Annotated in this window: 25 protein-coding genes and 2 other annotated features; of the genes, 19 read left to right on the top strand and 6 right to left on the bottom strand. The window is 41.0% G+C overall.

All coding sequences use genetic code 11. From position 1 onward, the window contains the following. Window positions 1-55: 55 nt before the first annotated feature. The 10 genes from FPV17_RS01460 (at window position 56) to FPV17_RS01505 (ending at window position 8151) form a co-directional block, all read left to right on the top strand. Window positions 56-568: a GrpB family protein gene (locus FPV17_RS01460; protein ID WP_144557542.1), complete on the top strand. Its 513-nt coding sequence runs from the start codon at window positions 56-58 to the stop codon at window positions 566-568. 69 nt (window positions 569-637) lie between these two features. Continuing rightward, on the top strand, window positions 638-1594 hold the full coding sequence (locus tag FPV17_RS01465) for a TraB/GumN family protein (RefSeq protein WP_186370698.1): 957 nt from the start codon (window positions 638-640) through the stop codon (window positions 1592-1594). A gap of 167 nt (window positions 1595-1761) precedes the next feature. Beyond that, window positions 1762-1962: a DUF6366 family protein gene (locus FPV17_RS01470; RefSeq protein ID WP_035394432.1), complete on the top strand. Its 201-nt coding sequence runs from the start codon at window positions 1762-1764 to the stop codon at window positions 1960-1962. 27 nt (window positions 1963-1989) lie between these two features. Beyond that, on the top strand, window positions 1990-2256 hold the full coding sequence (locus FPV17_RS01475; protein ID WP_035394431.1) for a DUF4190 domain-containing protein: 267 nt from the start codon (window positions 1990-1992) through the stop codon (window positions 2254-2256). Next, window positions 2257-2486: a binding site (T-box leader), on the top strand. A gap of 39 nt (window positions 2487-2525) precedes the next feature. Beyond that, a complete protein-coding gene (locus tag FPV17_RS01480; protein ID WP_144557546.1) occupies window positions 2526-3068 on the top strand; it encodes a GNAT family N-acetyltransferase in 543 nt (180 codons plus the stop codon). A 206-nt stretch (window positions 3069-3274) separates the two neighbouring features. Beyond that, entirely contained in the window at window positions 3275-4324 is a 1050-nt protein-coding gene (locus FPV17_RS01485) for an ArsR/SmtB family transcription factor (RefSeq protein ID WP_144557548.1), read from the top strand. Window positions 4325-4333: 9 nt separating this feature from the next. After that, window positions 4334-5545, top strand: coding sequence for an MFS transporter (locus FPV17_RS01490; protein ID WP_144557550.1), 1212 nt, complete (start codon window positions 4334-4336; stop codon window positions 5543-5545). Window positions 5546-5725: 180 nt separating this feature from the next. After that, window positions 5726-6742 (top strand): S66 family peptidase, encoded by a 1017-nt coding sequence (locus FPV17_RS01495; protein WP_144557552.1) that lies wholly within the window; start codon window positions 5726-5728, stop codon window positions 6740-6742. 71 nt (window positions 6743-6813) lie between these two features. After that, window positions 6814-7590, top strand: a complete 777-nt coding sequence (locus FPV17_RS01500) for a DeoR/GlpR family DNA-binding transcription regulator (protein ID WP_035394422.1) — start codon at window positions 6814-6816, stop codon at window positions 7588-7590. Window positions 7591-7623: 33 nt separating this feature from the next. Next, the gene (locus FPV17_RS01505) at window positions 7624-8151 is read left to right on the top strand and encodes a sugar O-acetyltransferase (protein ID WP_437183321.1); all 528 of its coding nucleotides are present in this window, start codon (window positions 7624-7626) and stop codon (window positions 8149-8151) included. A gap of 63 nt (window positions 8152-8214) precedes the next feature. On the opposite strand, the gene FPV17_RS01510 is transcribed toward FPV17_RS01505, so the two are convergent. After that, complete coding sequence (locus FPV17_RS01510) at window positions 8215-9051, bottom strand: HAD family hydrolase (protein ID WP_035394419.1); 837 nt, start codon at window positions 9049-9051, stop codon at window positions 8215-8217. Window positions 9052-9198: 147 nt separating this feature from the next. On the opposite strand from FPV17_RS01510, the gene FPV17_RS01515 reads away from it, so the two are divergent. Genes FPV17_RS01515 through FPV17_RS01525 form a run of 3 tightly spaced genes read left to right on the top strand, consistent with a single transcriptional unit; the run spans window position 9199 to window position 11227 of the window. Continuing rightward, window positions 9199-9756: an isochorismatase family protein gene (locus tag FPV17_RS01515; protein WP_144557556.1), complete on the top strand. Its 558-nt coding sequence runs from the start codon at window positions 9199-9201 to the stop codon at window positions 9754-9756. Between the two features lie 15 nt (window positions 9757-9771). After that, a complete protein-coding gene (locus FPV17_RS01520) occupies window positions 9772-10713 on the top strand; it encodes an HD domain-containing protein (RefSeq protein WP_144557558.1) in 942 nt (313 codons plus the stop codon). Between the two features lie 4 nt (window positions 10714-10717). Further along, a complete protein-coding gene (locus FPV17_RS01525; RefSeq protein WP_246117101.1) occupies window positions 10718-11227 on the top strand; it encodes a DinB family protein in 510 nt (169 codons plus the stop codon). A 14-nt stretch (window positions 11228-11241) separates the two neighbouring features. On the opposite strand, the gene FPV17_RS01530 is transcribed toward FPV17_RS01525, so the two are convergent. After that, on the bottom strand, window positions 11242-12708 hold the full coding sequence (locus FPV17_RS01530; protein WP_144557560.1) for a UDP-N-acetylmuramoyl-L-alanyl-D-glutamate--2,6-diaminopimelate ligase: 1467 nt from the start codon (window positions 12706-12708) through the stop codon (window positions 11242-11244). 127 nt (window positions 12709-12835) lie between these two features. Between FPV17_RS01530 and FPV17_RS01535 the strand changes: the two genes are divergently transcribed. Further along, complete coding sequence (locus FPV17_RS01535) at window positions 12836-13453, top strand: HAD family hydrolase (protein ID WP_052007804.1); 618 nt, start codon at window positions 12836-12838, stop codon at window positions 13451-13453. 29 nt (window positions 13454-13482) lie between these two features. Here the strand turns inward: FPV17_RS01535 and aldA are convergent, their stop codons facing one another. Further along, entirely contained in the window at window positions 13483-14928 is a 1446-nt protein-coding gene (gene aldA / locus FPV17_RS01540) for an aldehyde dehydrogenase (RefSeq protein WP_144557562.1), read from the bottom strand. Between the two features lie 202 nt (window positions 14929-15130). Between aldA and FPV17_RS01545 the strand changes: the two genes are divergently transcribed. Together FPV17_RS01545 and FPV17_RS21625 are read left to right on the top strand one after the other, a co-directional pair. Then, window positions 15131-15517: a MerR family transcriptional regulator gene (locus FPV17_RS01545; protein WP_035394412.1), complete on the top strand. Its 387-nt coding sequence runs from the start codon at window positions 15131-15133 to the stop codon at window positions 15515-15517. Window positions 15518-15733: 216 nt separating this feature from the next. Next, window positions 15734-15895 (top strand): hypothetical protein, encoded by a 162-nt coding sequence (locus tag FPV17_RS21625; protein WP_158331962.1) that lies wholly within the window; start codon window positions 15734-15736, stop codon window positions 15893-15895. An 87-nt stretch (window positions 15896-15982) separates the two neighbouring features. Here FPV17_RS21625 and FPV17_RS01550 read toward each other — a convergent pair whose 3' ends face one another. Together FPV17_RS01550 and FPV17_RS01555 are read right to left on the bottom strand one after the other, a co-directional pair. Further along, the gene (locus FPV17_RS01550; RefSeq protein WP_060704299.1) at window positions 15983-16591 is read right to left on the bottom strand and encodes an NAD(P)H-dependent oxidoreductase; all 609 of its coding nucleotides are present in this window, start codon (window positions 16589-16591) and stop codon (window positions 15983-15985) included. Window positions 16592-16947: 356 nt separating this feature from the next. After that, window positions 16948-17556 carry a hypothetical protein gene (locus FPV17_RS01555; protein WP_144557564.1) on the bottom strand — a complete coding sequence of 203 codons (609 nt, stop codon included), beginning with the start codon at window positions 17554-17556 and terminating at the stop codon, window positions 16948-16950. Window positions 17557-17647: 91 nt separating this feature from the next. After that, window positions 17648-17892, top strand: a binding site (T-box leader). A gap of 44 nt (window positions 17893-17936) precedes the next feature. On the opposite strand from FPV17_RS01555, the gene FPV17_RS01560 reads away from it, so the two are divergent. Beyond that, window positions 17937-18923 carry a tryptophan--tRNA ligase gene (locus FPV17_RS01560; RefSeq protein ID WP_144560387.1) on the top strand — a complete coding sequence of 329 codons (987 nt, stop codon included), beginning with the start codon at window positions 17937-17939 and terminating at the stop codon, window positions 18921-18923. A gap of 23 nt (window positions 18924-18946) precedes the next feature. Next, window positions 18947-19300 (top strand): SLAP domain-containing protein, encoded by a 354-nt coding sequence (locus tag FPV17_RS01565; RefSeq protein ID WP_052007801.1) that lies wholly within the window; start codon window positions 18947-18949, stop codon window positions 19298-19300. Window positions 19301-19531: 231 nt separating this feature from the next. On the opposite strand, the gene FPV17_RS01570 is transcribed toward FPV17_RS01565, so the two are convergent. Then, window positions 19532-19975 carry a DUF2512 family protein gene (locus tag FPV17_RS01570; RefSeq protein ID WP_144557566.1) on the bottom strand — a complete coding sequence of 148 codons (444 nt, stop codon included), beginning with the start codon at window positions 19973-19975 and terminating at the stop codon, window positions 19532-19534. Window positions 19976-20102: 127 nt separating this feature from the next. Here FPV17_RS01570 and FPV17_RS01575 point away from each other — a divergent pair, with 127 nt between their 5' ends. Next, on the top strand, window positions 20103-20540 hold the full coding sequence (locus FPV17_RS01575; protein WP_144557568.1) for a GNAT family N-acetyltransferase: 438 nt from the start codon (window positions 20103-20105) through the stop codon (window positions 20538-20540). Window positions 20541-20563: the final 23 nt, after the last annotated feature.

Genomic DNA, 20563 nt, shown 5'->3' on the forward strand with positions numbered 1-20563 from the left:
GAAGCAGGTGTTCATCTGCTTCTTTTTTCATGATTATCGAAAATGGAGGGCTGGAATGAGGAAGTTAGAGTTCAAACCATATTGTGAGGATTGGAAACAACAATTTGAAAGTGAAAAGAAAAAAATCGAGAATGTATTAGGCGATCGTATCTTGGCCATCCATCATATTGGAAGTACGTCTATACCTGGAATGTTGGCTAAACCGACGATTGATTTACTAGTAGAGGTAACGTCTATTCAATCAATCGGTGAAGAGTTGTGTGTGCTTGGTTATGAATCATTGGGGGAAAACGGTATAAAAGGAAGGAGATTCTTCCTTAAAAGCGAAGAAGGAAAAAGGACTCATCATGTACATCTCTTTGAAAACGCTTCAGATGAAGTCGAGCGACACTTGGTATTTAGAGATTATCTCATTGCTCATAAGGAAGAGGCGGTTCGCTATGCAGCCGTAAAAAAAGAATCAATGGCATTGGGACTTAGTGTTGACCAGTATCAGCGAAAGAAATCATCTCTTGTAGAACAATTAACGAAACGAGCATTGAGATGGGTAAAATCTCGTGAAAGTTGAAACGAAAGTAGATGATTGTACGTAAATAGCGTAATGATTGACATTCACAACGTGTTGGAGGCATACATAATGAAGAAAAAGTGGACGATGGTGACAGTAGCTGCTTTAAGTTTTCTGGCGGCTTGTAATGAAGTCGATGATGAGAATGAGGCAACCCAAACAGATGAAAATGACGAGACGGTTGAAACAGCAGGCGTAACAGACGGAAATGGTGGTTTTTTATGGAAAATTGAACATGAAGATACCGACGTTTACTTACAAGGAACGATTCATGTAGGACGTGAAGATTTTTATCCCCTTAATGAGCAAACAGAAGCGGCTTATGACGCGGCAGATGTGATCTTACCAGAAGTGGACTTAGTTGATGTGGATCAGAATGAAGTCGAGACGATGATGACTGGTCTGTCCTTATTAGAAGAAGGCCAAACCCTTGATGAACTGATCTCAGATGAAGCATTTGAGAAGTTAGAGGCCATTTTTGCTGAATATGGTATGCCAGTCGAACTCGTTCAGGGGTTTGAGCCATGGTTTGTGGAAAATATGTTGCTGTCATTTGCAATTGCTGAGAGTGATGTGGATGAAGCGTCTGGTGTAGACGAATATTTTCTAAACCGAGCTGTTGATGATGGAAAAGAAATTAGAGAGCTTGAGAGCATCGAATCGCAATTTAATGTCTTGTCTGGTTTTTCGATGGAGACTCAGATTCAATTATTAGAACACAGGCTCCAGAACATGGATGAAGCAGGGGAAGAGCTTGAAACAATGGCAGATAGTTGGGTTGATGGTGACATTGAAGGATTGGTAGGGACTTGGGATGATTTAGAGGAGTCCGCTATAGATAAGGAATATGCATATGAATTAAATGAAGTCCGCAATTACGATATGGCCAACACGATTGCTGATATTCTCCAAGAAAACAGTGGTCAAACGTATTTTGTCATTGTAGGTTCTTTACATTTAGTGGCCGAGCCAAGCATCGTGTCCATTCTGGAAGATGAAGGGTACACAGTTGAGTTTGTTTATTAGCTAAAACCCTTTCAAAAGGAATGTCATGTGCATGCATCTCATATGAATAAGCAAAACCACCATCATGCTTCCCTTGAGTAGAGATTCTCTAGCCGTTTTGCCGATAAAGAAGGGAATTAAGTAGACGAAAGCGAATGGTTATACAAATCTTGTAGGGGAGTGAAAGTATGTCGGATCGAAATCCAGGCCCTGAAGAGAGACGAGAGCGGTTACGGCAGGAAGAGCGTAAGAGAAGCCCTCTTGGAAATATGAATGATGCTCATAACGGTGGCGGGCTAACAGATTTAATAGGGATGCTAGGGTGGAAAACGACTGGGGTTGTTTTTAGCATTGTGATCGTTATCCTGCTTGGACTTCTATTTATTTAATGGTCTTTACGTAAAGGAGGCTGTCTTGTGCCAACGGCTACAACAAAAACAAACACGAATGCTGTTGTAAGCTTATGCTTTGGCATTGTGTCACTAATCTTACCTTTTGTCGGTTTACTAGTTGGCGTTATTGGTGTTTTTTTAGCAAAATCGGCCCTTACGCAAATTGAACAGTCAAGTGAAGCAGGGAAAGGGATCGCTAGTGCTGGTCTTGTCTGCAGTGTTATAGGGATTGTTTTACAGTTGTTGTTAATTGTTGGTGGACTGTCTCTTGTCTTTTTTTCAATTGCATAGTGAAACGCTTAGAATGAGAGGAGTAGGAAGCAAACATTGTTAAGAGAGCTGCCGGTTGCTGGGAAGGCAGACAATGAATCTTCTGAAGTCGCTTATGAGTGGCTAAGCTGAAAGAAAAGTAAGCTTAGACGGATGGTAAGGCCAATCGTTAAAAAAATGAGTTTTGTATACGGTTTATACAAATAAAAAAGAGTGGTACCACGTTAGGAGAAACCCCTATCGTCTCTAAAGAGACATAGGGGTTTCTTTATTAGAAGGGAGCAATCTAGATGAGCGTAATTGAATTGACTACGAACCGACTCAAACTACGGTTATTTCAAGAGGAGGAGGCTGAACATATTGCGGCACTTTGTAACAACTATGCCATCTATCGATCGACGTTGACGATGCCATATCCGTATACAGTAGATGATGCACGGCTTTGGATGAAGAATCATCGGAAAAATATTGAGCAGGATAAACGGTATGAACTGGCGGTTACGTGTCAAAAAAGTGACATGCTTTATGGTGCGATTATGTTAAATCCGAACTATCAGCACAAGCATGGGGAGATGGCATATTGGATTGGTGAACCGTATTGGGGAAAGGGCTACGGAACAGAAGCATTGAGAGCGATGATCGATTTTGCTTTCATTGAGAAGAACTTACACCGAGTGTATGCTCGTTATTTTAAATCAAATCCCGCATCAGGAAGGGTTATGGAAAAGGCTGGAATGACAAAAGAAGGTGTCTTAAAAGATCATGTGTATAAGGAAGGTGCGTTTGAAGATCTTGTTTATTACGGAATGGTTAATCCAACGTATACCGCGTGAGAAAAATGGTTAAATCAAACTTATGGACGACAAGATCAGGTATGGCAGATAAGGGTGTATTCTCTACTGTCCTAGCTTTCTTTTCGTTTTTTTAGGGGTAGCGAAATGAGGTATTCTATTTATATTGAATCATGTATTCTATAATTGTTGAATTAAGTGAATCTTTCTATTATGATAAAAGAAATAGAGTCATATAGGAGGCGCTTATGGACGTTATACATTCAACCGTTCGCAAAAGAAAGACTTATGAAGTAGTGATACACCGGTCCATTTTGTGGGAATGTGCGTTAGGGATTGCTGCCATTACAAACGATCGGTTGCTCCACACGTTAGACAAGCCAACATCGTATTGGACGAAATTAAGGTCCAGCTTATCACAAGAGCTACAGGACAACCTCAATTTGGTTCAAAAAAACAACTCTTGGAAAGCATTGCTACAACTCCTTCATCGGAAGAACTATAACGATATGAAGGAATTTGTAGACGATCTCCAGACATTATCAGAAGTTGAACTGAAATTTACGTGTCTGCCGTTTATTGGGGAAGAGTATCAAGCGGTTCGGGAGTTGGCATCAATAGGTGACAAAAAGGCATGTAGTGAACTACGAGAGGCTTCGGCTGAAAACCCGTTTTTTCCCGACTATATTACATTTATAACCACCGGTGATGCTTCGCAACTGAGGCAACATCTCATTGCCGTGCTGTCCCAATGGTATGAACAGGTGATAAAAGAGAATGTAGAGGAAGTTGAACAAATACTAGAAACCGATTATGAGGCAAAGGTGAAAATGAAAGAGCAACTGTCACCAGAGACATTTGTTCAATGGGCAACAGGGGGAATTCAATATAAGCCGGAGCCTCAAGTTTTTACAGTATTGTTAATCCCGCAAACCTGTTATCGTCCGTGGAATATTGAAGCTGATCTAGAAGGCATCAAGGTGTTTTATTACCCGGTTGCCAATGCAAGTATGTTGCCGGCAGATCCATTTATGCTCCCTGATTTCCTCGTGCAGAAATATAAAGCGTTAGGTGACGATGTACGCATGAAAATGGTCAAAATACTTCATGACAGAGATCGTAGCTTGCAGGAGATAACGGAATTACTTGAGTTGGGAAAATCAACTGTCCACCATCATTTAAAAATGCTACGTTCTGCAAAATTAGTGACGGTAAAGGAATCAAAGTATACGTTAGAAAAAGAAGCATTTCCATTAATGGCAAAAGATTTAGAAGCATTTTTGCAACGACCTGTATAGGTGAAACAAATGAGCAAACACCAGTCTGTTTTTACACATAAATCATTTGTTGCGTCTTGGAGTGGGAATGCTGTTTCAGAACTTGGAGGTGCATTTGGAACCTTTTGTAACGCCATTATTATTTTTCAACTAACGGGTTCCACACTTGCACTAGGAAGTATGTGGCTACTCTATTTTACTCCTTCATTAATATTGCAACTGTTTATAGGGCCATTTATCGATCGTTGGAGTAAAAAATGGGTCATGGTCAGTTGTCAGTGGGTAAGAGCTAGTGTCTTTTGTGTCCCACTTTTAGCGATGGCATCAGGAGAGGTGGCCATTTGGCATATCTATGTTGTCCAATTGATCGTAGGTTTAGTGACCCCACTTTATGTTCCCGCAAATCAAGCACTTTTACCAACACTCGTAAATCGTGAATTATTAAAACAAGCAAATGCTTATATAGATGGTACGGCGAGAATGATGATGTTTCTCTCTCCATTAGTTGCGGGGCTTGTAATTGAAGTAGTTGGTGTACCGATAACGTTACTGGTTGTTTGTAGTCTTCTGATTTTAAGTGGAGTCGCACTGCTCTTTATTGAAGAAAAACCTTCCTTACAAAGAGAGAGAAAACAGCCGTGGCTAGCTGAACTTAGAGAGGGCTATCATTTTTTCTTCAAACAAAAAACGATGCTATGGCTAGGCGTTTTTCTTACTGTTGTCCAATTCGGAGTAGGTGTCACAATGGTTACGACGCTTCCATACGTCATCGACAATCTTTCAGGTACCTATGCACATTATGGGTATTTTATGGCAGGGTTTCCAATTGGTTATATGCTAGGGTCTATCATTGTTGCAAAAGTAAATCGAATCCGTGGTAGGCGCGTGCTGTTTGGTGCCCTTGTCGTAGGTGGGATGACGTTTACTGTCTTGGCGTTAAACCAGAGTATTGCATTTGCCATCCTAACGGAAGTCATTGGCGGCATGGCGATGGCGGTTTTTAGTATCCACCACTTAACGATCTGTCAGAAAATCACGCCTACACATCTTATGGGGAATGTTTTTTCTATACGGCTGTTGTTAATAAGGGCAAGCATGCCATTTGGTATCTTATTAGGTGGCACATTAGGTGATCTAATGGGGGTTCGCCCATTATATTTATTTATTGGTTTTGTGATAAGTGGAACAGCTAGTCTTGGAATGTTGCTTCCTTATTTTAAATTTATTGATGATTCTGCTTAAATTGACAATGAACAATCCTTTATGGATCGTACGTTTCTTATGTGTAAGAGAGAGGCGCCCGTCCCGAAGTGGCTGGTTTGTTTCTTCTTTAAATGGACAGAAAATACTTGCATTGGTGCGATAGGTTCGTATATGATGGCGTACTATCTTTTTTTAAGAATCGTAAGGGAGACTAGAGACATGATTCGTTACCCTATGTTTGAAAAAGGAGCTACAATTGGGGTTGCAGCACCCTCTTCTGGAGTGCCTGAATCGTTACATCACCTCTTACACGCTGCGATTGCGCGTATGCAGCAAAGAGGGTATAACGTGAAAACGTGCCACTCTGCGTGGACACAAAGCCTTGTTAGGTCAGCTAGTGGTGGCACGCGTGGGCAAGAGTTTAATGACTTAATGAGTGATCCTGACGTGACATGCATTTTTCCACCGTGGGGTGGAGAGCTGTTAATTGAAATGCTGGAATTCGTGGATTTTGAGAAGGTTCAAGAAAAGTGGGTTCATGGCTATTCTGATATAAGCTCACTCCTTCTTGCCATTACACTTAGAACAGGGGTAGCAACCACTCACGGTACCAACTTTATTGATTTGAGAGGCAGTGAAACAGATCCAACTACGGCGATGTGGGAGACCGTATTACAAACGAACGTGCATGAAACAATCGTGCAATATTCATCTACCTTATTCCAGCAACAGTGGGGGCATGATAACCCAACGGAAAGGGTGTTTCATTTAACTGAAAAAACAGAGTGGAAATCAATAAATAAGAACGATCAGGAGGTAAGTGGACGTCTTGTCGGTGGGTGTATGGATACCATTCGTCACTTAATAGGGACGCCTTATGGGGATATCGCTACTTTTCAGAAAGCTACCGTTGGAGGCGATCCACTTCTATGGTATTTTGAAAACGTTTCGCTCTCACCAACAGACATGAAACGGACGCTTATGCAAATGAAGTATGCGGGCTGGTTTAACCACTGTAGTGGAATTGTTTTTGGAAGAAGTTCGGCTGAGGAAAGTGGGAATGGCTACAAGTTTACAGATGTCTATCAAGAAGTAAGCGATGCACTACAAGTACCTCTATTGTATGACCTTGATTGTGGGCATTTACCTCCCCAAGTGACACTTGTGAATGGTGCATATGGCACGATTGTAGTAGAAGGAGGAAAAGGAGAAGTGATCCAACGATTTAAGCCGTAATAACAAGATGTCATTGACTTTATACTTGATAATGCTTAATATTGCTTATATATACTTAGTGAGGTGAGGGCATGTATCAAGAGGAGCGCCTTGTTAAGATTGTATCGGAGCTTAAGAAAAGAGGTAAGCTTTCTAATCAAGACGTATGTCAGCTGTTGGATGTTTCTCGTGATACAGCACGACGGGATATTATTCGTCTTGTGGAAGAAGGAAATGCTGTACGAACCCATGGTGGAATTGCTTCAACATTCTTAATGAGTGAGCTAGAGAAGTACAAAGAGTCTGGCTTTAATGAACGAAAAGAACGTGCATCAAGAGAGAAAAGAATGATAGCAAAGAAAGCTGCATCCGTATTGAAAGATAAGGATTTATGTTTTTTTGATGTGTCGACTACAATTGCAAGTTTAAGTACATTGGTTACAAAAAAAATAGCGGTCTATACGCATTCCCTTGATAATGCTGAAATATTAGCAAAAAAAGAGTTTGTTGATTTTCATTTGTTAGGCGGACGCTTTAATCAGGAGAATCGTTTTTTTTATGACCTATATACGATCAAAAGTCAGCTAGAAGATGTGTATTTTGATTATGCGTTTATTGGAGCCGCTGGCTTAACGGAAGATGGCGTCTATTTTGTTGATAAAGAGGATGCGCGGATTAAGAAAGAGGCGATTAAGAGAGCGAAGCGGGTTTATGTACTGACTGATTACGAAAAGTTTAATAAAACAAGCTACTATAAATCAGCTGGATTAGCAGATATTGATGTCGTGATTACAAATGAATTTCCTCCAGAAAATTTACGAGAGTGCTTTTTAAGCAACCATATTCAAGTGGAATTAACAGATTCTTAGGAGTGTCAGCCATTGATTACAGAAAAACAAAAAATGTTACGCGGAGAATTATATAATCCCGCTGACGAAGAACTGAGTGAAGAGCGCAAAAAGGCACGTGCATTAATGCATGCGTATAATCAGACGAATGATCAACAAGAAAGAGAAGAAACAATCATTGAGCTTATTGGTAAGTCTGATGGTCAACCTGTATTTGAAGGCACGTTTAAATGTGATTATGGCTACAATGTTCATGTAGGCAGGAATTTTTTTGCGAACTTTGACGCTGTGTTTTTAGATGTATGTACCATTACGTTTGGTGATAACTGTATGCTAGGGCCAGGGGTGCATGTCTATACTGCGACGCATCCAATTGATCCGCACGAACGAGCGAGTGGACTTGAATACGGGAAACCAGTCCAATTTGGGAACCATGTTTGGGTAGGAGGACGAGCCGTCATCAATCCAGGTGTGACCGTCGGAAACAATGTCGTTATTGCTTCTGGTGCTGTTGTAACAAAAGATGTTCCAGATAACGTTGTTGTAGGTGGGAATCCGGCGAGAGTGATTAAACCAGTTTAGAATAAGTTGAGATAATAGAAAACAAGCACCACCGTTCACGGCAGTGCTTGTTTTGCTGTGTTTTTACGCTTCTTTCATTTGTTCAATTAAGTTGGAGATGCTTCGAACTTTTACATCGCCGAAAGTCATTGCTCCTTCTTCTAAATCAATATAGATTGATTTCATTCCGAGTGTTTGAGCAGGAATGATTTCATTTAAATAGTTGTCACCAATAGAGAGGGTTTTCTCAGGTGATGTGTTGTAACGGGCGATAATCTCTTCGAATCGTTGCTTCGTATATTGTGGTTTTCGAGCTGAAGTAATGACTTCGTGGAACACACCCTCTAACTGTAACAGGTGGAGTAGCCGTTCAACATCATCCTCGGTACTATTTGTCAGAAGAACAACCGATTTTTTCTCTTTTAAGGAAAGAAGTCCTTCGCGTAAACCTTCTATAACCGTGAGAGAAAAGTGTTCAGTTGCCATGTATTCTTTTGTTGCATCATAGGCAGGCTGTGGATCGGAAATACCATAATGACGAGCAGCGACATTAGGGAGCCACCAGCCGTCACCAATTGCAATAAGCTGATCAAAATCGTAGCTGACAGGTGATGGATAAAGGTTTTCCCATTCGGTAGCTGAAACTTCTTCTCCATCCCATCGATGTACTTTTTTCACATGTCCTTTAAATGGATCTACTTCAATGACATAGTCGTTCTTAACATCGTAAGCCTTCCCAATTGAGACAATGTGATTGCCTTTTTTCATTTCTTTATAGTCAGTAAAGAAACGCTCCTGTGTCTCTTCTGAAAGTTCTTTTGCAAGTGTGTCAGCGTAGTAATCAAAATGATCCGTATCTTCATAAAGTGTACCATCCAAATCAAAAATGACTAAATCTACGTCCTTAAAAAGGTTATTCATCTTTTCTATCCCCCTGAATGAAATCCATTACGTATGCTTACTCTTTATTTTACCTTATTCGTCAAATCTCGTTTTGAAAAAGTATATGAAGGAATTAATCGGTTGCTTAGCGAATCCTTCTTATTCCGAAAAAATGGGGGGATTAACGTGAAACAAGGTTTACTCATTATTGATACGCAAAAAGAGTTAGTAGATGGAAGCGAAGTAGAGGAAGGGGTTGTTGATAAACAACGATTGCTTGGGAATATAAACCACCTTATTAAAAAAGCGCGTGAACTGGGAGTTCCTGTTCTTTTCATTCGAGATAAAGATGTTGCAAATGGAATGGGAGACGGGTTTGATGTTCACCCTTCTTTATGGAGAGAACAGAGCGATATTGTGTTTGATAAAGAAGCAACAAATGCGTTTTATCAGACAGGGTTACTTCAGCATATTAAGGAAAATGACATGCAGCATCTTGTTATTGCCGGTTGTAAAACAGAACATTGCATTGATACGGCAGTACGTACCGCTACAGTGAATGGTCTTGACGTAACATTGGTTGGCGATGCTCATTCTACCTCAAATACGAAATACTTAGCGGCACAACAAATCATTGATCATCATAACCATACACTCCATGGACATTATAATGTTGACCATTTTTCTATTGTACGCGAAACACAGGAAGAGGTTTTTTCACCAACTCACCATATGTATCGATAGAAGGGAGGAGAGAAAATGATCATAAACGAACCGTTGTATCCCGACATATGCATGCTTCCTTGGGAAAAAGCGCTCTTTCAAACGAGATCCGTTAAACGACTGAAATATTTAGCGCACTATGGTGCAGGTTCATTGGTTTCTCCTGTTACTCACTCTAGGTTCGAGCACACAGTAGGGGTTTGGAAGCTGACAGCATGGTTTTTTCATGAGGATCGTGCATTACGCGCCGCAGCAATATTGCACGATATTGGACATCTGCCTTTTTCACATGCTGTTGAGCGAACACTTGGTTACAATCATCACGTATTAACAGAAAGGCTGATTCAATCAGAAGAGATCTGTACCATCTTAAGGGACAATAAGATTAGGGTTGAAGATGTAGTAGCTTGCTTAAATCAAGAGAATGGTTTAACAGGTACAAGGGACATTATCGGCCTTGATCATGTGGACAGCTTTTTTCGTGATATGTATATGATGGGCGATGTGGATCGATTGCCTAAGGAAATTCTTCCATTTATGAACTGCACAAGAGCAGGGGTGGAGGCTGATGAAACGACGTGCTCGTTTATAATGAATTGCATCCTTAGTGATCATCAACTGTTTCTTTCGCCTTTATTACTTGCAGCAGATCAACTATTAGCAAAAGCCGTACATCGTTATTGTAAACACCATAATGATGTAAGCATTAGCCTGTTAACAGATGATGAACTACTAAGCGTATTGAAGCGATCTCAAATTAAGGAAGTGGAAGAGCTACTCAATGTGCTTCTTTATCAAACAGAAAACCTTTCGTTTAGTGAGACTCTTACAGGTGAAGGATTGCTACTGAACGTTCAAAAGATCTACAATAAAGCCCCACTCTATAATGGGAAGTCATACGTTGAAACGAAGGACGGTGCAGAGAAAATAAGACAGTTACAACAACTTGAACGGACTTATAGCGCTGAATGGACGTGATGATTTGGATCAAAGAATGTACCCGACTGAAGGCTATGGTGACGAGATAGGTACGTTAGTAAGAATGCTTGAACTGGCGCGATTTGAAACGATACGTGAGATAGAGGGATTAACGGTAGCTGAACTGGACTTTTTGTTGACAGAAAAGTCCAATTCAATAGGTGCTTTGCTTCAACATATGGCGGCAATTGAACACATTCATCAGATTTTAACGTTTGAAAAGAGGGATCCATCAGAAGAAGAATTGGAAGAGTTCCGTCCAGCCTTATTTTTAGGCGAAGCTGGACGTAGCGAGGTAAAAGGAAACGAACTACATACATATTTAGAGCATCTTCGAGCAGGTCGTGACCGTACCTTAACCTATTTAAAGACTGTCGAGCGTGAATGGCTCTATGAAGAGAGTACATGGCCAGATGGTACACAGATTAATCATTATTTTCTTTGGTATCACGTGCTTGAAGATGAAATTAGTCACCGAGGTCAAATTCGTTTAATAAAGGCTCAGCTTAGCTGAACCTTTGATGTGTTTTATGAGGTTCTTGTTACATGACGGGGCTTAAGTGTACCCCTTTGTAATTGCTCTACCATGTCTTTATCAGAGTGAGCGTCATAGTGAAATGGCTGTTTATATCGTTCGTGGCCTTTTCCTGTAATTAAGATCCAATCTCCTTTTTTGGCATGCTGCCATGCTTTTAGTATAGCAACGGTTCGATCAGGTACGACCTCCCCATGAGCCAAGGGAATAGCGAGCAATGTTCGGCGCATTTCTTCGGATGTCAGCTGATTTAAATCATCAAATGTTAATACGATATAATGACTCCATTTTTCGGTTGTGTGAATCATTGCTTTGCGTTTTCCTGTATCGCGTCCGCCTCTAAAGCCAAATATGTGGGTAATATGTTTAGCACCTAACTGTTTAATCGCTTGCAAACAATAGGAAAAAGCGTCTTCAGTATGGGCATAGTCAATCACAAATACGGCGCCGCTTGGATGCTGGAACGTCTCAAAACGTCCTGGTGCCCCTTTGAAGGTAGGGAATGCACTGCATATGGCTTCTATTTTTAGGTGCATTAGTTTAGCTGTTAAGTAAGCCATAGCGGCATTATAAATATTATGTTCACCACTCAACGGGACGTTTAATGATACTGATTCTCCATTGTCGATGAGAGTCGTTTTCATCGGTAATCCATACGTAATCGATGCTATTTCCAGTTCTTGCCCGATGCCGATCGTGTGTAAAGAAAGAGGTTCAGTTTTTAACTCAGCAACTAAATTTTTTCCCCAGTTGTCGTATGTGTTAATGATCGCTTTTCCACCCGCATGAAGTAGCGAGAAGAGGGTTTTTTTTGCATGAAAATATTTTGTCATCGTTTGATGGTAATCAAGATGATCGTGACTTAAGTTGGTAAAAAGGGCAAAGTCGAAGGATAAACCAGCAACCCGATGTTGTGATAACGCATGGGAAGAGACTTCCATAATAACGATATCGTCTGTGCTTTTAGCTAGTTGTTTATGGAGTTCGATAGGACCTAATGTTGTATTTTTATTGGACGTCCTCTCTGTTCCATTAATAATTGTAACGACTGTCCCAAACAAGGCACATGAATAGCCGGCCGTTTCGAATAGATGTTTAAGCATAAACGAGGTGGTCGTTTTTCCGTTTGTTCCAGTAATACCGATCATAATGGGTCTCTTGCCGTTTTTCTCATAAAAACGGCTCGCTAATTTAGCCAATACAAACCGGCTATTTGAAACGTGAACATAAGGGACAGACAAGTCTGTAAACGGTTCTTCTCCGACAATAACGGTAGCCCCTTTTCGAATGGCGTCATGAATGAAAGCATGACCATCAGAGGCGTAACCTTTAACCGCAATAAATACGTATCCAGGCCTAACGTCTGATGAACGATCTGTAACACCTTGAATAAGTTGAGCTGGGTTTACAGTAGCGGGTAGTGGAGCGATGGATTGAAATAATAAATGAATGGGTTTCATATGTTTACCCCCTTTCCAACAATTACGTATAATTAAGTTTAGAATTTGCTAAAAAGCAAATCCGAACCAAAGCAATTTTTAACAAATTGGATTGACAGAAATGAACCCGTAGAGAGTGGTGACAAAAATGGACAGTATTATTTTTGATTTGGATGGTACGCTTTGGGATTCAAGGGAACAAGTTGTTGAAGCTTGGAACAAAGCCATTAGCAGAAGTGAGTTTCCAATTGAGAAGGTAGAAAAAGCCGATTTAACCCGTACAATGGGTTTGGTAATTCCAGAAATTGCAAGCGTGTTATTCCCTCAGTTGACAGAAAGAGAACAAAAACAGTTGATGGATGCTTGTGGTGTTGAAGAATTAGCGCTTTTAAAAGAAAATGGGGCTTTGCTTTATGATGGGGTAGAAGAGGTTTTGCGTACCTTATCGAAAACATATAAGCTTTTTATTGTAAGTAATTGTCGGGACGGGTATATTGAGGCGTTTTTTCATTCTCACGGTCTTAGTCACTATTTTACTGATTATGAGAACCCAGGCCGTACTGGTTTACCTAAAGGAGAGAATATTAAGCTTGTTGTTGAACGGAATGGTCTACAAGCACCGTTATATGTAGGAGATACAATAGGGGATCAAAAGGCTGCAATGCATGCAGGTGTCCGATTTGCCTATGCTGCATATGGGTTTGGCCAATCGGATCACTATGATTACAAGCTGACCACTTTTAAAGAATTGCTTCAATTTGCATAAAAAAAGAAGGGGGCCTTACGCCGCCCTTCTTAATTTTCGTCTTGATAGGCAAGATACATCACATGTGTTGATAAGAAGTCATTTAAGCCATGTTTTCCATCAGTGCCGCCAATACCGGATTGGCGCATACCTGCGTGATAACCTTGAATCGCTTCACCTGTTTCGCGGTTTACAAAGGTTTCACCGTAATGTAAATCTCGTGCTGCTTGCATCATTTCATTATAGTCATTTGTGTAGAGGGCTGATGCCAAGCCATAAATAGAGTCATTTGCATAGTCAATGGCCTCTGAAAATGTGTTGTACGTGGTAATCGGTAGAACGGGACCGAAGACTTCCGTTGTCATAATTTCATCGTCATGGTTCACATTCGTTAATACAGTTGGAGCGTAGAAAAAGCCTCTTTCTTTGTCCATTCGTTCTCCACCAAGTTCAACATGAGCGCCAGCTTTCTTTGCATGATTCACGAGCTGTTCAACTTTTTCTAAATGATGGGAACTTGCTAACGGTCCCATATCAATCTGATCTTCATTGAGAGAATAGCCAACCTTCGTATCTGCCATAGCCGCCACCATTTTCTTCGTGAAGGTTTCGGCAACCTCTTCTTGCACGTAAACACGTTCTGCTGAAATACAAGCTTGTCCGGCGTTTTCAATTCGAGAAGCTTTAATATGTTTGACAGCTAAATCGAGGTCAGCGTGTTTTGATACGATGATGGGCGCTTTTCCACCGAGCTCAAGGTTTACTTTTGTGATATTCTGTGCGGCTGCTTCCATCACTTTGGTTCCAGCAGGCACACTACCCGTCATACTAATAAGTGCCACTTTCGGATGGCTGGCAAGGCGGTTTCCTACTGTATCTCCTTTACCGGTCACTAGATTAAATACGCCTTTAGGTAAGCCGGCTTTATCGATCACCTTTGCAAAAGCAACTGCTGTATTCGGTGTTTCTTCAGATGGTTTAATGACGACTGAACAACCAGTAATAAGAGCTGTAGCGACCTTGCGAGCAAAAATAAAAACAGGGTAGTTCCATGGAATAATGCCTGCTACAACGCCTATAGGTTTCTTTTGAATCAGAATTTGTTCATTTGGATCGTCACTTGGAACGATGTCGCCACCAATTTTTCGGTTCCATTCTGACATATAGTGGAAGAAGTCAACAGCTGTATCAACTTCACCACGGGCCTCTTCAAGCGGTTTACCTTGTTCTTCGCTTAACATTTTTGCATACGTTTCTTTGTCAGCTGCAATCGCGTCGCCAATTTGACGAACGATGCGACCTCGCTCCACTTGAGGAACCTTCTCCCACACTTTCTGACCAGCCCAAGCCGATTCAACAGCATGGTTGGTTTCTTCTTCAGTAGCATCAGCAACTTGAGATAGTACTTCCTCTGTAGCTGGATTAACCACATCAATGAACTCATGTGATTGTGAAGTTACAAATTCGCCGTTCATATATAAAGGTTGTACGCTCATTTTTTCCACTCCTTGTAAATCTTAATTTCTCACTGTATTCCCAAATGAATGGGGATGAAACATTGGAACAAAGCGCTTAACTGACGTAAGCGTTTTCTAGCTCAAGGTAAAAAAGGTGGTTATTCCATGACTAAATGTCTTTAGATCTTCTTGCCTTAAAGTGAACTCCAAGTGTTACGATTAATAAAAAGGAGGGCATCCGATGTTAATTTCAGAAGTGAGTGAAAAAATGGGTTTATCGCAAGATACGCTCCGCTATTATGAACGAATTGGTCTAATTCCTCCGGTAAACCGTAGTAAAAGCGGAATTCGTGAATACACTGAATTAGACTGCCGTAGAATTGAGTTTGCGAAATGTATGCGTAGAGCTGGATTACCAATTGAGGTACTAATTGAATATGTGGCACTCTATCAACAAGGTGAAGAAACGGCAAATCCAAGAAAAGAACTATTAATTCAGCAGCGAGGGCAACTAAAAGAACGATTAAAAGAGATGACAGAGACGCTTGATCGATTAGATCAAAAAATAGCCCAATACGAGTCCATGAGTAAGGAAAAGCAAGTTGAGGTCACAGGACAATCGGTGTAAGGCTTTTTTGTTGGCAAAGCAGTCTAATGTTTTATATGATACAAAATGAAGATAAGCTTAAGTCCACATCAAGACAGATAGGAAGCATTGGGACGATGGAGAGGAACGATACACATGTGTTGTGTGGAAGATACGGTTGTGCCGCATTGCGAGGATACCATGAACGTGCAATGTGTGGATGTAAGAGATTACCACCTTGCCTATAAGGACGATTTTTTGAACACGATAAACATCCCATTGCCTTATTTAAAGCGTTATTATAAAGAAATAAACAAAAAGACGGTTCACTTAATTGGAAGAGATGAGCAAGAAATTAGTCGTTCTGCTCAATTTCTAAAGCGGAAAGGCTACCATATTGTTGGATCGACCATACAATAACTGTATAACTAGATGAATTGGAATGGAGAGCTGTTGTCCGTTCTTTTTTTTACGAAAAAAAAAGAGCACATCATGTGCTCTCTTTTCTTATTGACCTGCTTTTACCCAGCTCGTAACAGATACTGTACGTCTAGCCTGGTGTTTAACTGCTTCTTCAACGTCTTCAACCATATTGCCTTCTTGGTCAACTGTTACGCTTGTTCCATAAGGGTTTCCGCCAGAAGCGAATGCGACTGGATCTGTGTAACCAGGACCTGCAATGATTGCACCCCAGTGGAACATGGTTGTGTAAAGGGAAAGAACGGTTTGTTCTTGACCGCCATGCGCGTTTGCTGCAGAAGACATGCCGCTGACAACTTTGTTTGCAAGCTTACCGCCTGCCCATAAACCACCAAGAGTATCAAAGAACTGCTTTGCTTGACCAGGAACGTTTCCAAAACGAGACGGTACGGAGAAAATAAAGCCGTCTGCCCATTCCATATCTGCAGGCGTTACTTCAGGAACGTCTTTTGTTTCTTCAACATGGGCACGCCATGCAGGGTTAGAATCAATTGCTGCATCTGGAGCTAACTCTGGGAATTTTAGTACTTTCACATCGGCACCAGCTGCTGTTGCCGCTTCTTCAGCCCATTTTGCAAGCTGATAGTTTGTACCAGTAGAACTGTAATAGACAATCGCAATCTTTTCGTTACTCATAATCGTCTCCTTTTGGATCTCTTGATCCGCTGTATTGGTATAACTCTAGTGTAGGTTGATTCAAACCTTAGCACAAGTATGCACATAATTGTAACTTGGTATCGTTTTAGAAACTGTCACTAGTGATGCTGTAACCAAGCGTTAATTTCAGACAAATAAGTGGGATGACGCCATGCTAGGACGGCTGCTTTAACGCCTTTTCATGTTCGTTCATGTTGAAAAAAAAGGTCACCTAGGAAGTAAGCGAGCCGTGGATAACCAAAGTGCTCTCCGCCATTAATGGAATACCACTCACGAAACAACTGTTTCTCCGAAAGCTCGTTAAAATCCTTTAAAAAAGCTCGTTTTATGTCTATCTAATTTTCTTGAGCGAATACAAACCAATCTTTCCCACCTAACGACCCGTAGGTATAGTAAAGCTCGTCTGCTACATTTGGGACAATTTGTCTCGAAAAATGAGTTGCTACTCCTTCTCGATACATGCCAAGCAGTAAACTCTCCCAACGAACCTGCTCCCAGTCGATTCCTTCGAGATCAGTCCACTGATTGTGAATCGCGTGGCCAATTTCATGAGCAAGTAACACACGTAAACCATCTCTGTTTTTAGGCAGTTGTTCTAAAGAGAGCGTTATATCAGGCAAAATCTGTCGGTGAGTATAGGCATTTGAACTGTACGCGCCAACGATGAGGTAGATCGTTTGCCCATAGGTTAAGTGGAAGTGTTTTTCATAAAGATGCACGGTTTTATGTAGGAGGCTTGACAGCTGAATACGGAGATCGTTTATATGGGTTAAATCAGTGGGGTAGCGTTCGAGGGCACTCTGTAAGCGTAAATCAGTTTGTGTACAATGATAGGAGAAGTATTCAGTAAACACAGAAGGAAATGTAGCGTCATACTGGCGAAGTGTAAATAGGGTATGGGTGCTATTCGTTAGAAACGCTGGTGTCGTATCGACAATCTTCAAAAGAGAATCCTCCTTTTTAAGTGATTATTTTATTTTATCATTTTCACTTATGGAAGTTGATTTTTATGAGGAAATCTTATAAAGTTTAGGTAGATGAGCGTAGATGGAGAGTAAGTACATTGGTGGCGTTACTGAAGAGAGCTAGTGGTTGGTGTGAACTAGTGTAGCGTGCGAATGGAATGGACTTCGGAGCTTCCTTGCTGAACGTTTAGTAGGCGAGGCGGACGTCTTACCGTTAAAAAAGACAGCGTATCAGAGCCAGACTCTCGTACGTATTGGAGTGCGTTTCAATGATGAAGCGAACAAAGGTGGCACCACGGGTTATCCGTCCTTTTTGGATGGATAGCCCTTTTTCTATTGTCAAAAAGGAGGAAGACAAGATGAAGCGGAGTTTAACAGGTATAAAGCCAACGGGAGATATTCACCTAGGAAATTATATCGGTGCTATTAAGCCAGCTTTACAGCTAGCAGCAAATCATGAATCTTATTATTTTGTTGCAAATGGTCATGGGCTAACGAAACCTCACCAAAGAGAGGAGCTGCATGCTTTAACGAAAGGAGTTGTGGCGAGTTGGCTCGCATTAGGGCTTGATCCAAATCAAACAACCTTGTATCGACAATCGGATATTCCGGAGGTGTTTGAATTAAGTTGGATTCTCGCCACTCTTTCTCCGAAAGGATTAATGAACAGAGCCCATGCGTATAAAGCAATGGTTGATGAAAACGAAGCGAACAGCAGGGAATTAGATGCAGGCATCAATATGGGGCTCTTTACTTATCCTATTTTAATGGCTGCTGATATTCTTATAATAGAGCCAGATGTCGTACCAGTAGGAAAAGATCAAATCCAGCATATTGAAATCGCACGAGATCTAGGCTTAGCAATGCGTAGTCAGCACGGGTCAACAGTAAAGCTTCCAGAGCCTTACCTTATGGAGGATGTTGCAGTCCTTCCTGGTTTAGATGGGAGAAAAATGAGCAAAAGTTATGGAAATACAATCCCTTTATTTATGGAGAAAGACGAGCTTAAGAAGCGTATTTATAAAATAAAGACGAATTCGTTACCTCCGTCTGCTCCAAAAGATTCTGCAACATCAACAATTTACATGTTGTATAAACAATTCGCGACAGCAGAGGAAGTGAAAGCGATGGAAGAAGCCTATCAGGCAGGAATAAGCTGGGGCGATGCAAAAGGTGAACTCTTCCGAGTTGCAAACCGCAGGCTTGAGGAACCAAGGGAGCTCTATAAAGAATGGTTTTCAAGCCCTGAAAAGATGGAACGAGTCCTTAAAGATGGGGCGGAGAAAGCTCGACAGGTGAGCGTGCCTTTTTTACAAACGATAAAAAAAGAGATAGGATTAGCTTAAAGAAATAGTAGGAGTTTTTAATTATGCAAACCTTTCAATTACAATCAGCCTGGAGAAAGACGATTGCTGAGGGTGATTTAAACGAGCTTAAAGCGTTGCTAGCTGTCGGTAAGACAGAACGATTTATTCCCTATCGTCAAGCTTTTAATTATCGAGGCGACTTACTTGTTACAGTGATTATTCAAAATCAATCTTCTGAAGAAGATGTCTGGGAGAGTAAGCTTATTGCCTGTGTCGAAGAGGGTGAAACGATTGCAGAGCGGTCGTTTTCCATCCAAACTGTGCCTCCTTACACAAGTATGCCTTGGACCTTTATTTTTCCAAAGGACAGCCTTGCTCAAGCACCTGTGAAAACAGGGACGCTGCAAGAACGCTAGTAAGGGTAAAAGGTGATAAATGAAAATAGGTTTTAGCCGTTGCGCTTGAGTGCAACGGCTTTTTTGTAGATATGAAAGAAGGGAATTTTTAAGAATTTGTGACGAAATAGCAAACTCGATACGTGCAGTTTTTGTCGGTTGTGGTACACTATAGAGGCAGTATGGAAGAGGGTATCGGAGCGACTCTCGTAATAAAAGAAGAAACTTGTCGATTGGCTCGACAAGTTGATTTTAGTCACGGTCTTTTTTTATGGGTGAAGCTGGGTCTTCATCTTTTGCGAATTCTGTGTCAAAAGCAAAGCGCGCTTTGTGCTGACGATGGCTTTCTTTCGTATACACATGCTTCATAAGGTAGCTATGAACAAAGACTTCGCATAAGGTCATAATCCCTGTTGCTAAAATGCTACCCCATGCAATAAGCATGTAGTTTGCAAATAAAACTGATCCAAATACCCATACAATAAAGTAAGTGAGGATAAAGTCACTCACTAGTGCAACCCGGTTTCCAAACTGAGGTAGAATGATTAAATCAACAGCAATATAGGACAAAGTGGTTGTTAGCAAGGCAAAGGTTAGTACATCAACATAGGTTGCTTCTGTGAAAAAAAGAAAACCAATACTAAAAGCAAATAAGGCAATGAGCAATTTGGTTAGAATGATACTAACGTGTTTCAAATAAATACCTCCTTTTTATTCAGTTTTTCTGTTTTAGGTGAGCAATATACCTGTCATTTTGTATGTAGAAGGATTCTAAACAATAAAAAAAAGAGAAGATGTAAATTTCGATTGGGGGAGAGATCGTATGCGCTTTGTGGCTATGACTGAGGATCAGGCAAAGTGGATTGCGTATCAATGGCAGTACAAGGGAGCTTATTCCTTTTTTCATGATGAAAAGAATTCTCGGACAACGTCTTTTTTAGAGTTTGGAAAGAAAAACACTTGGCAATACGCGGTTTACCGTGAAAGTGAGATCATCGGGTTTATTGGCGTGAAGCGAATAAATGGAATGATTGAAATGGCTCCAGGGTTAAACCCTGAGGAGACTGGTAAGGGTAAGGGGAGAGCATTTGTTCAGAAATGTGTAGACTTCTTGAAGACGGAAACAAATCCAGAGACAATATGTGTGTTAATGGGTGGTGACAATACAAAGGCAAAGCACGTCTTTGAAGAAGTTGGATTTGAAGAACAGAGTGAGGAAGACAATAGCATGGTTCGCATGATCTATTCTGTGAACGGTTAAACGATCCTTCACTTATTAAGGTA

Source organism: Shouchella miscanthi, from assembly GCF_007725405.1.
Taxonomy (GTDB): Bacteria; Bacillota; Bacilli; order Bacillales; family Bacillaceae_D; genus Shouchella; species Shouchella hunanensis.

Bases quoted from the DNA above. Each gene is read 5' to 3' on its own strand.
- FPV17_RS01565 (WP_052007801.1), top strand. From the start codon at position 18,947: ATGCAAACCTTTCAATTACAATCAGCCTGGAGAAAGACGATTGCTGAG.
- FPV17_RS01545 (WP_035394412.1), top strand. From the start codon at position 15,131: ATGTTAATTTCAGAAGTGAGTGAAAAAATGGGTTTATCGCAAGATACG.
- FPV17_RS01510 (WP_035394419.1), bottom strand. From the start codon at position 9,051: ATGAATAACCTTTTTAAGGACGTAGATTTAGTCATTTTTGATTTGGAT.
- FPV17_RS01575 (WP_144557568.1), top strand. From the start codon at position 20,103: ATGCGCTTTGTGGCTATGACTGAGGATCAGGCAAAGTGGATTGCGTAT.
- FPV17_RS01485 (WP_144557548.1), top strand. From the start codon at position 3,275: ATGGACGTTATACATTCAACCGTTCGCAAAAGAAAGACTTATGAAGTA.
- FPV17_RS01460 (WP_144557542.1), top strand. From the start codon at position 56: ATGAGGAAGTTAGAGTTCAAACCATATTGTGAGGATTGGAAACAACAA.
- FPV17_RS01480 (WP_144557546.1), top strand. From the start codon at position 2,526: ATGAGCGTAATTGAATTGACTACGAACCGACTCAAACTACGGTTATTT.
- FPV17_RS01505 (WP_437183321.1), top strand. From the start codon at position 7,624: ATGTTACGCGGAGAATTATATAATCCCGCTGACGAAGAACTGAGTGAA.
- FPV17_RS01465 (WP_186370698.1), top strand. From the start codon at position 638: ATGAAGAAAAAGTGGACGATGGTGACAGTAGCTGCTTTAAGTTTTCTG.
- aldA (WP_144557562.1), bottom strand. From the start codon at position 14,928: ATGAGCGTACAACCTTTATATATGAACGGCGAATTTGTAACTTCACAA.
- FPV17_RS01520 (WP_144557558.1), top strand. From the start codon at position 9,772: ATGATCATAAACGAACCGTTGTATCCCGACATATGCATGCTTCCTTGG.
- FPV17_RS01470 (WP_035394432.1), top strand. From the start codon at position 1,762: ATGTCGGATCGAAATCCAGGCCCTGAAGAGAGACGAGAGCGGTTACGG.
- FPV17_RS01500 (WP_035394422.1), top strand. From the start codon at position 6,814: ATGTATCAAGAGGAGCGCCTTGTTAAGATTGTATCGGAGCTTAAGAAA.
- FPV17_RS01550 (WP_060704299.1), bottom strand. From the start codon at position 16,591: ATGAGTAACGAAAAGATTGCGATTGTCTATTACAGTTCTACTGGTACA.
- FPV17_RS01495 (WP_144557552.1), top strand. From the start codon at position 5,726: ATGATTCGTTACCCTATGTTTGAAAAAGGAGCTACAATTGGGGTTGCA.
- FPV17_RS01535 (WP_052007804.1), top strand. From the start codon at position 12,836: ATGGACAGTATTATTTTTGATTTGGATGGTACGCTTTGGGATTCAAGG.
- FPV17_RS01530 (WP_144557560.1), bottom strand. From the start codon at position 12,708: ATGAAACCCATTCATTTATTATTTCAATCCATCGCTCCACTACCCGCT.
- FPV17_RS01560 (WP_144560387.1), top strand. From the start codon at position 17,937: ATGAAGCGGAGTTTAACAGGTATAAAGCCAACGGGAGATATTCACCTA.
- FPV17_RS01490 (WP_144557550.1), top strand. From the start codon at position 4,334: ATGAGCAAACACCAGTCTGTTTTTACACATAAATCATTTGTTGCGTCT.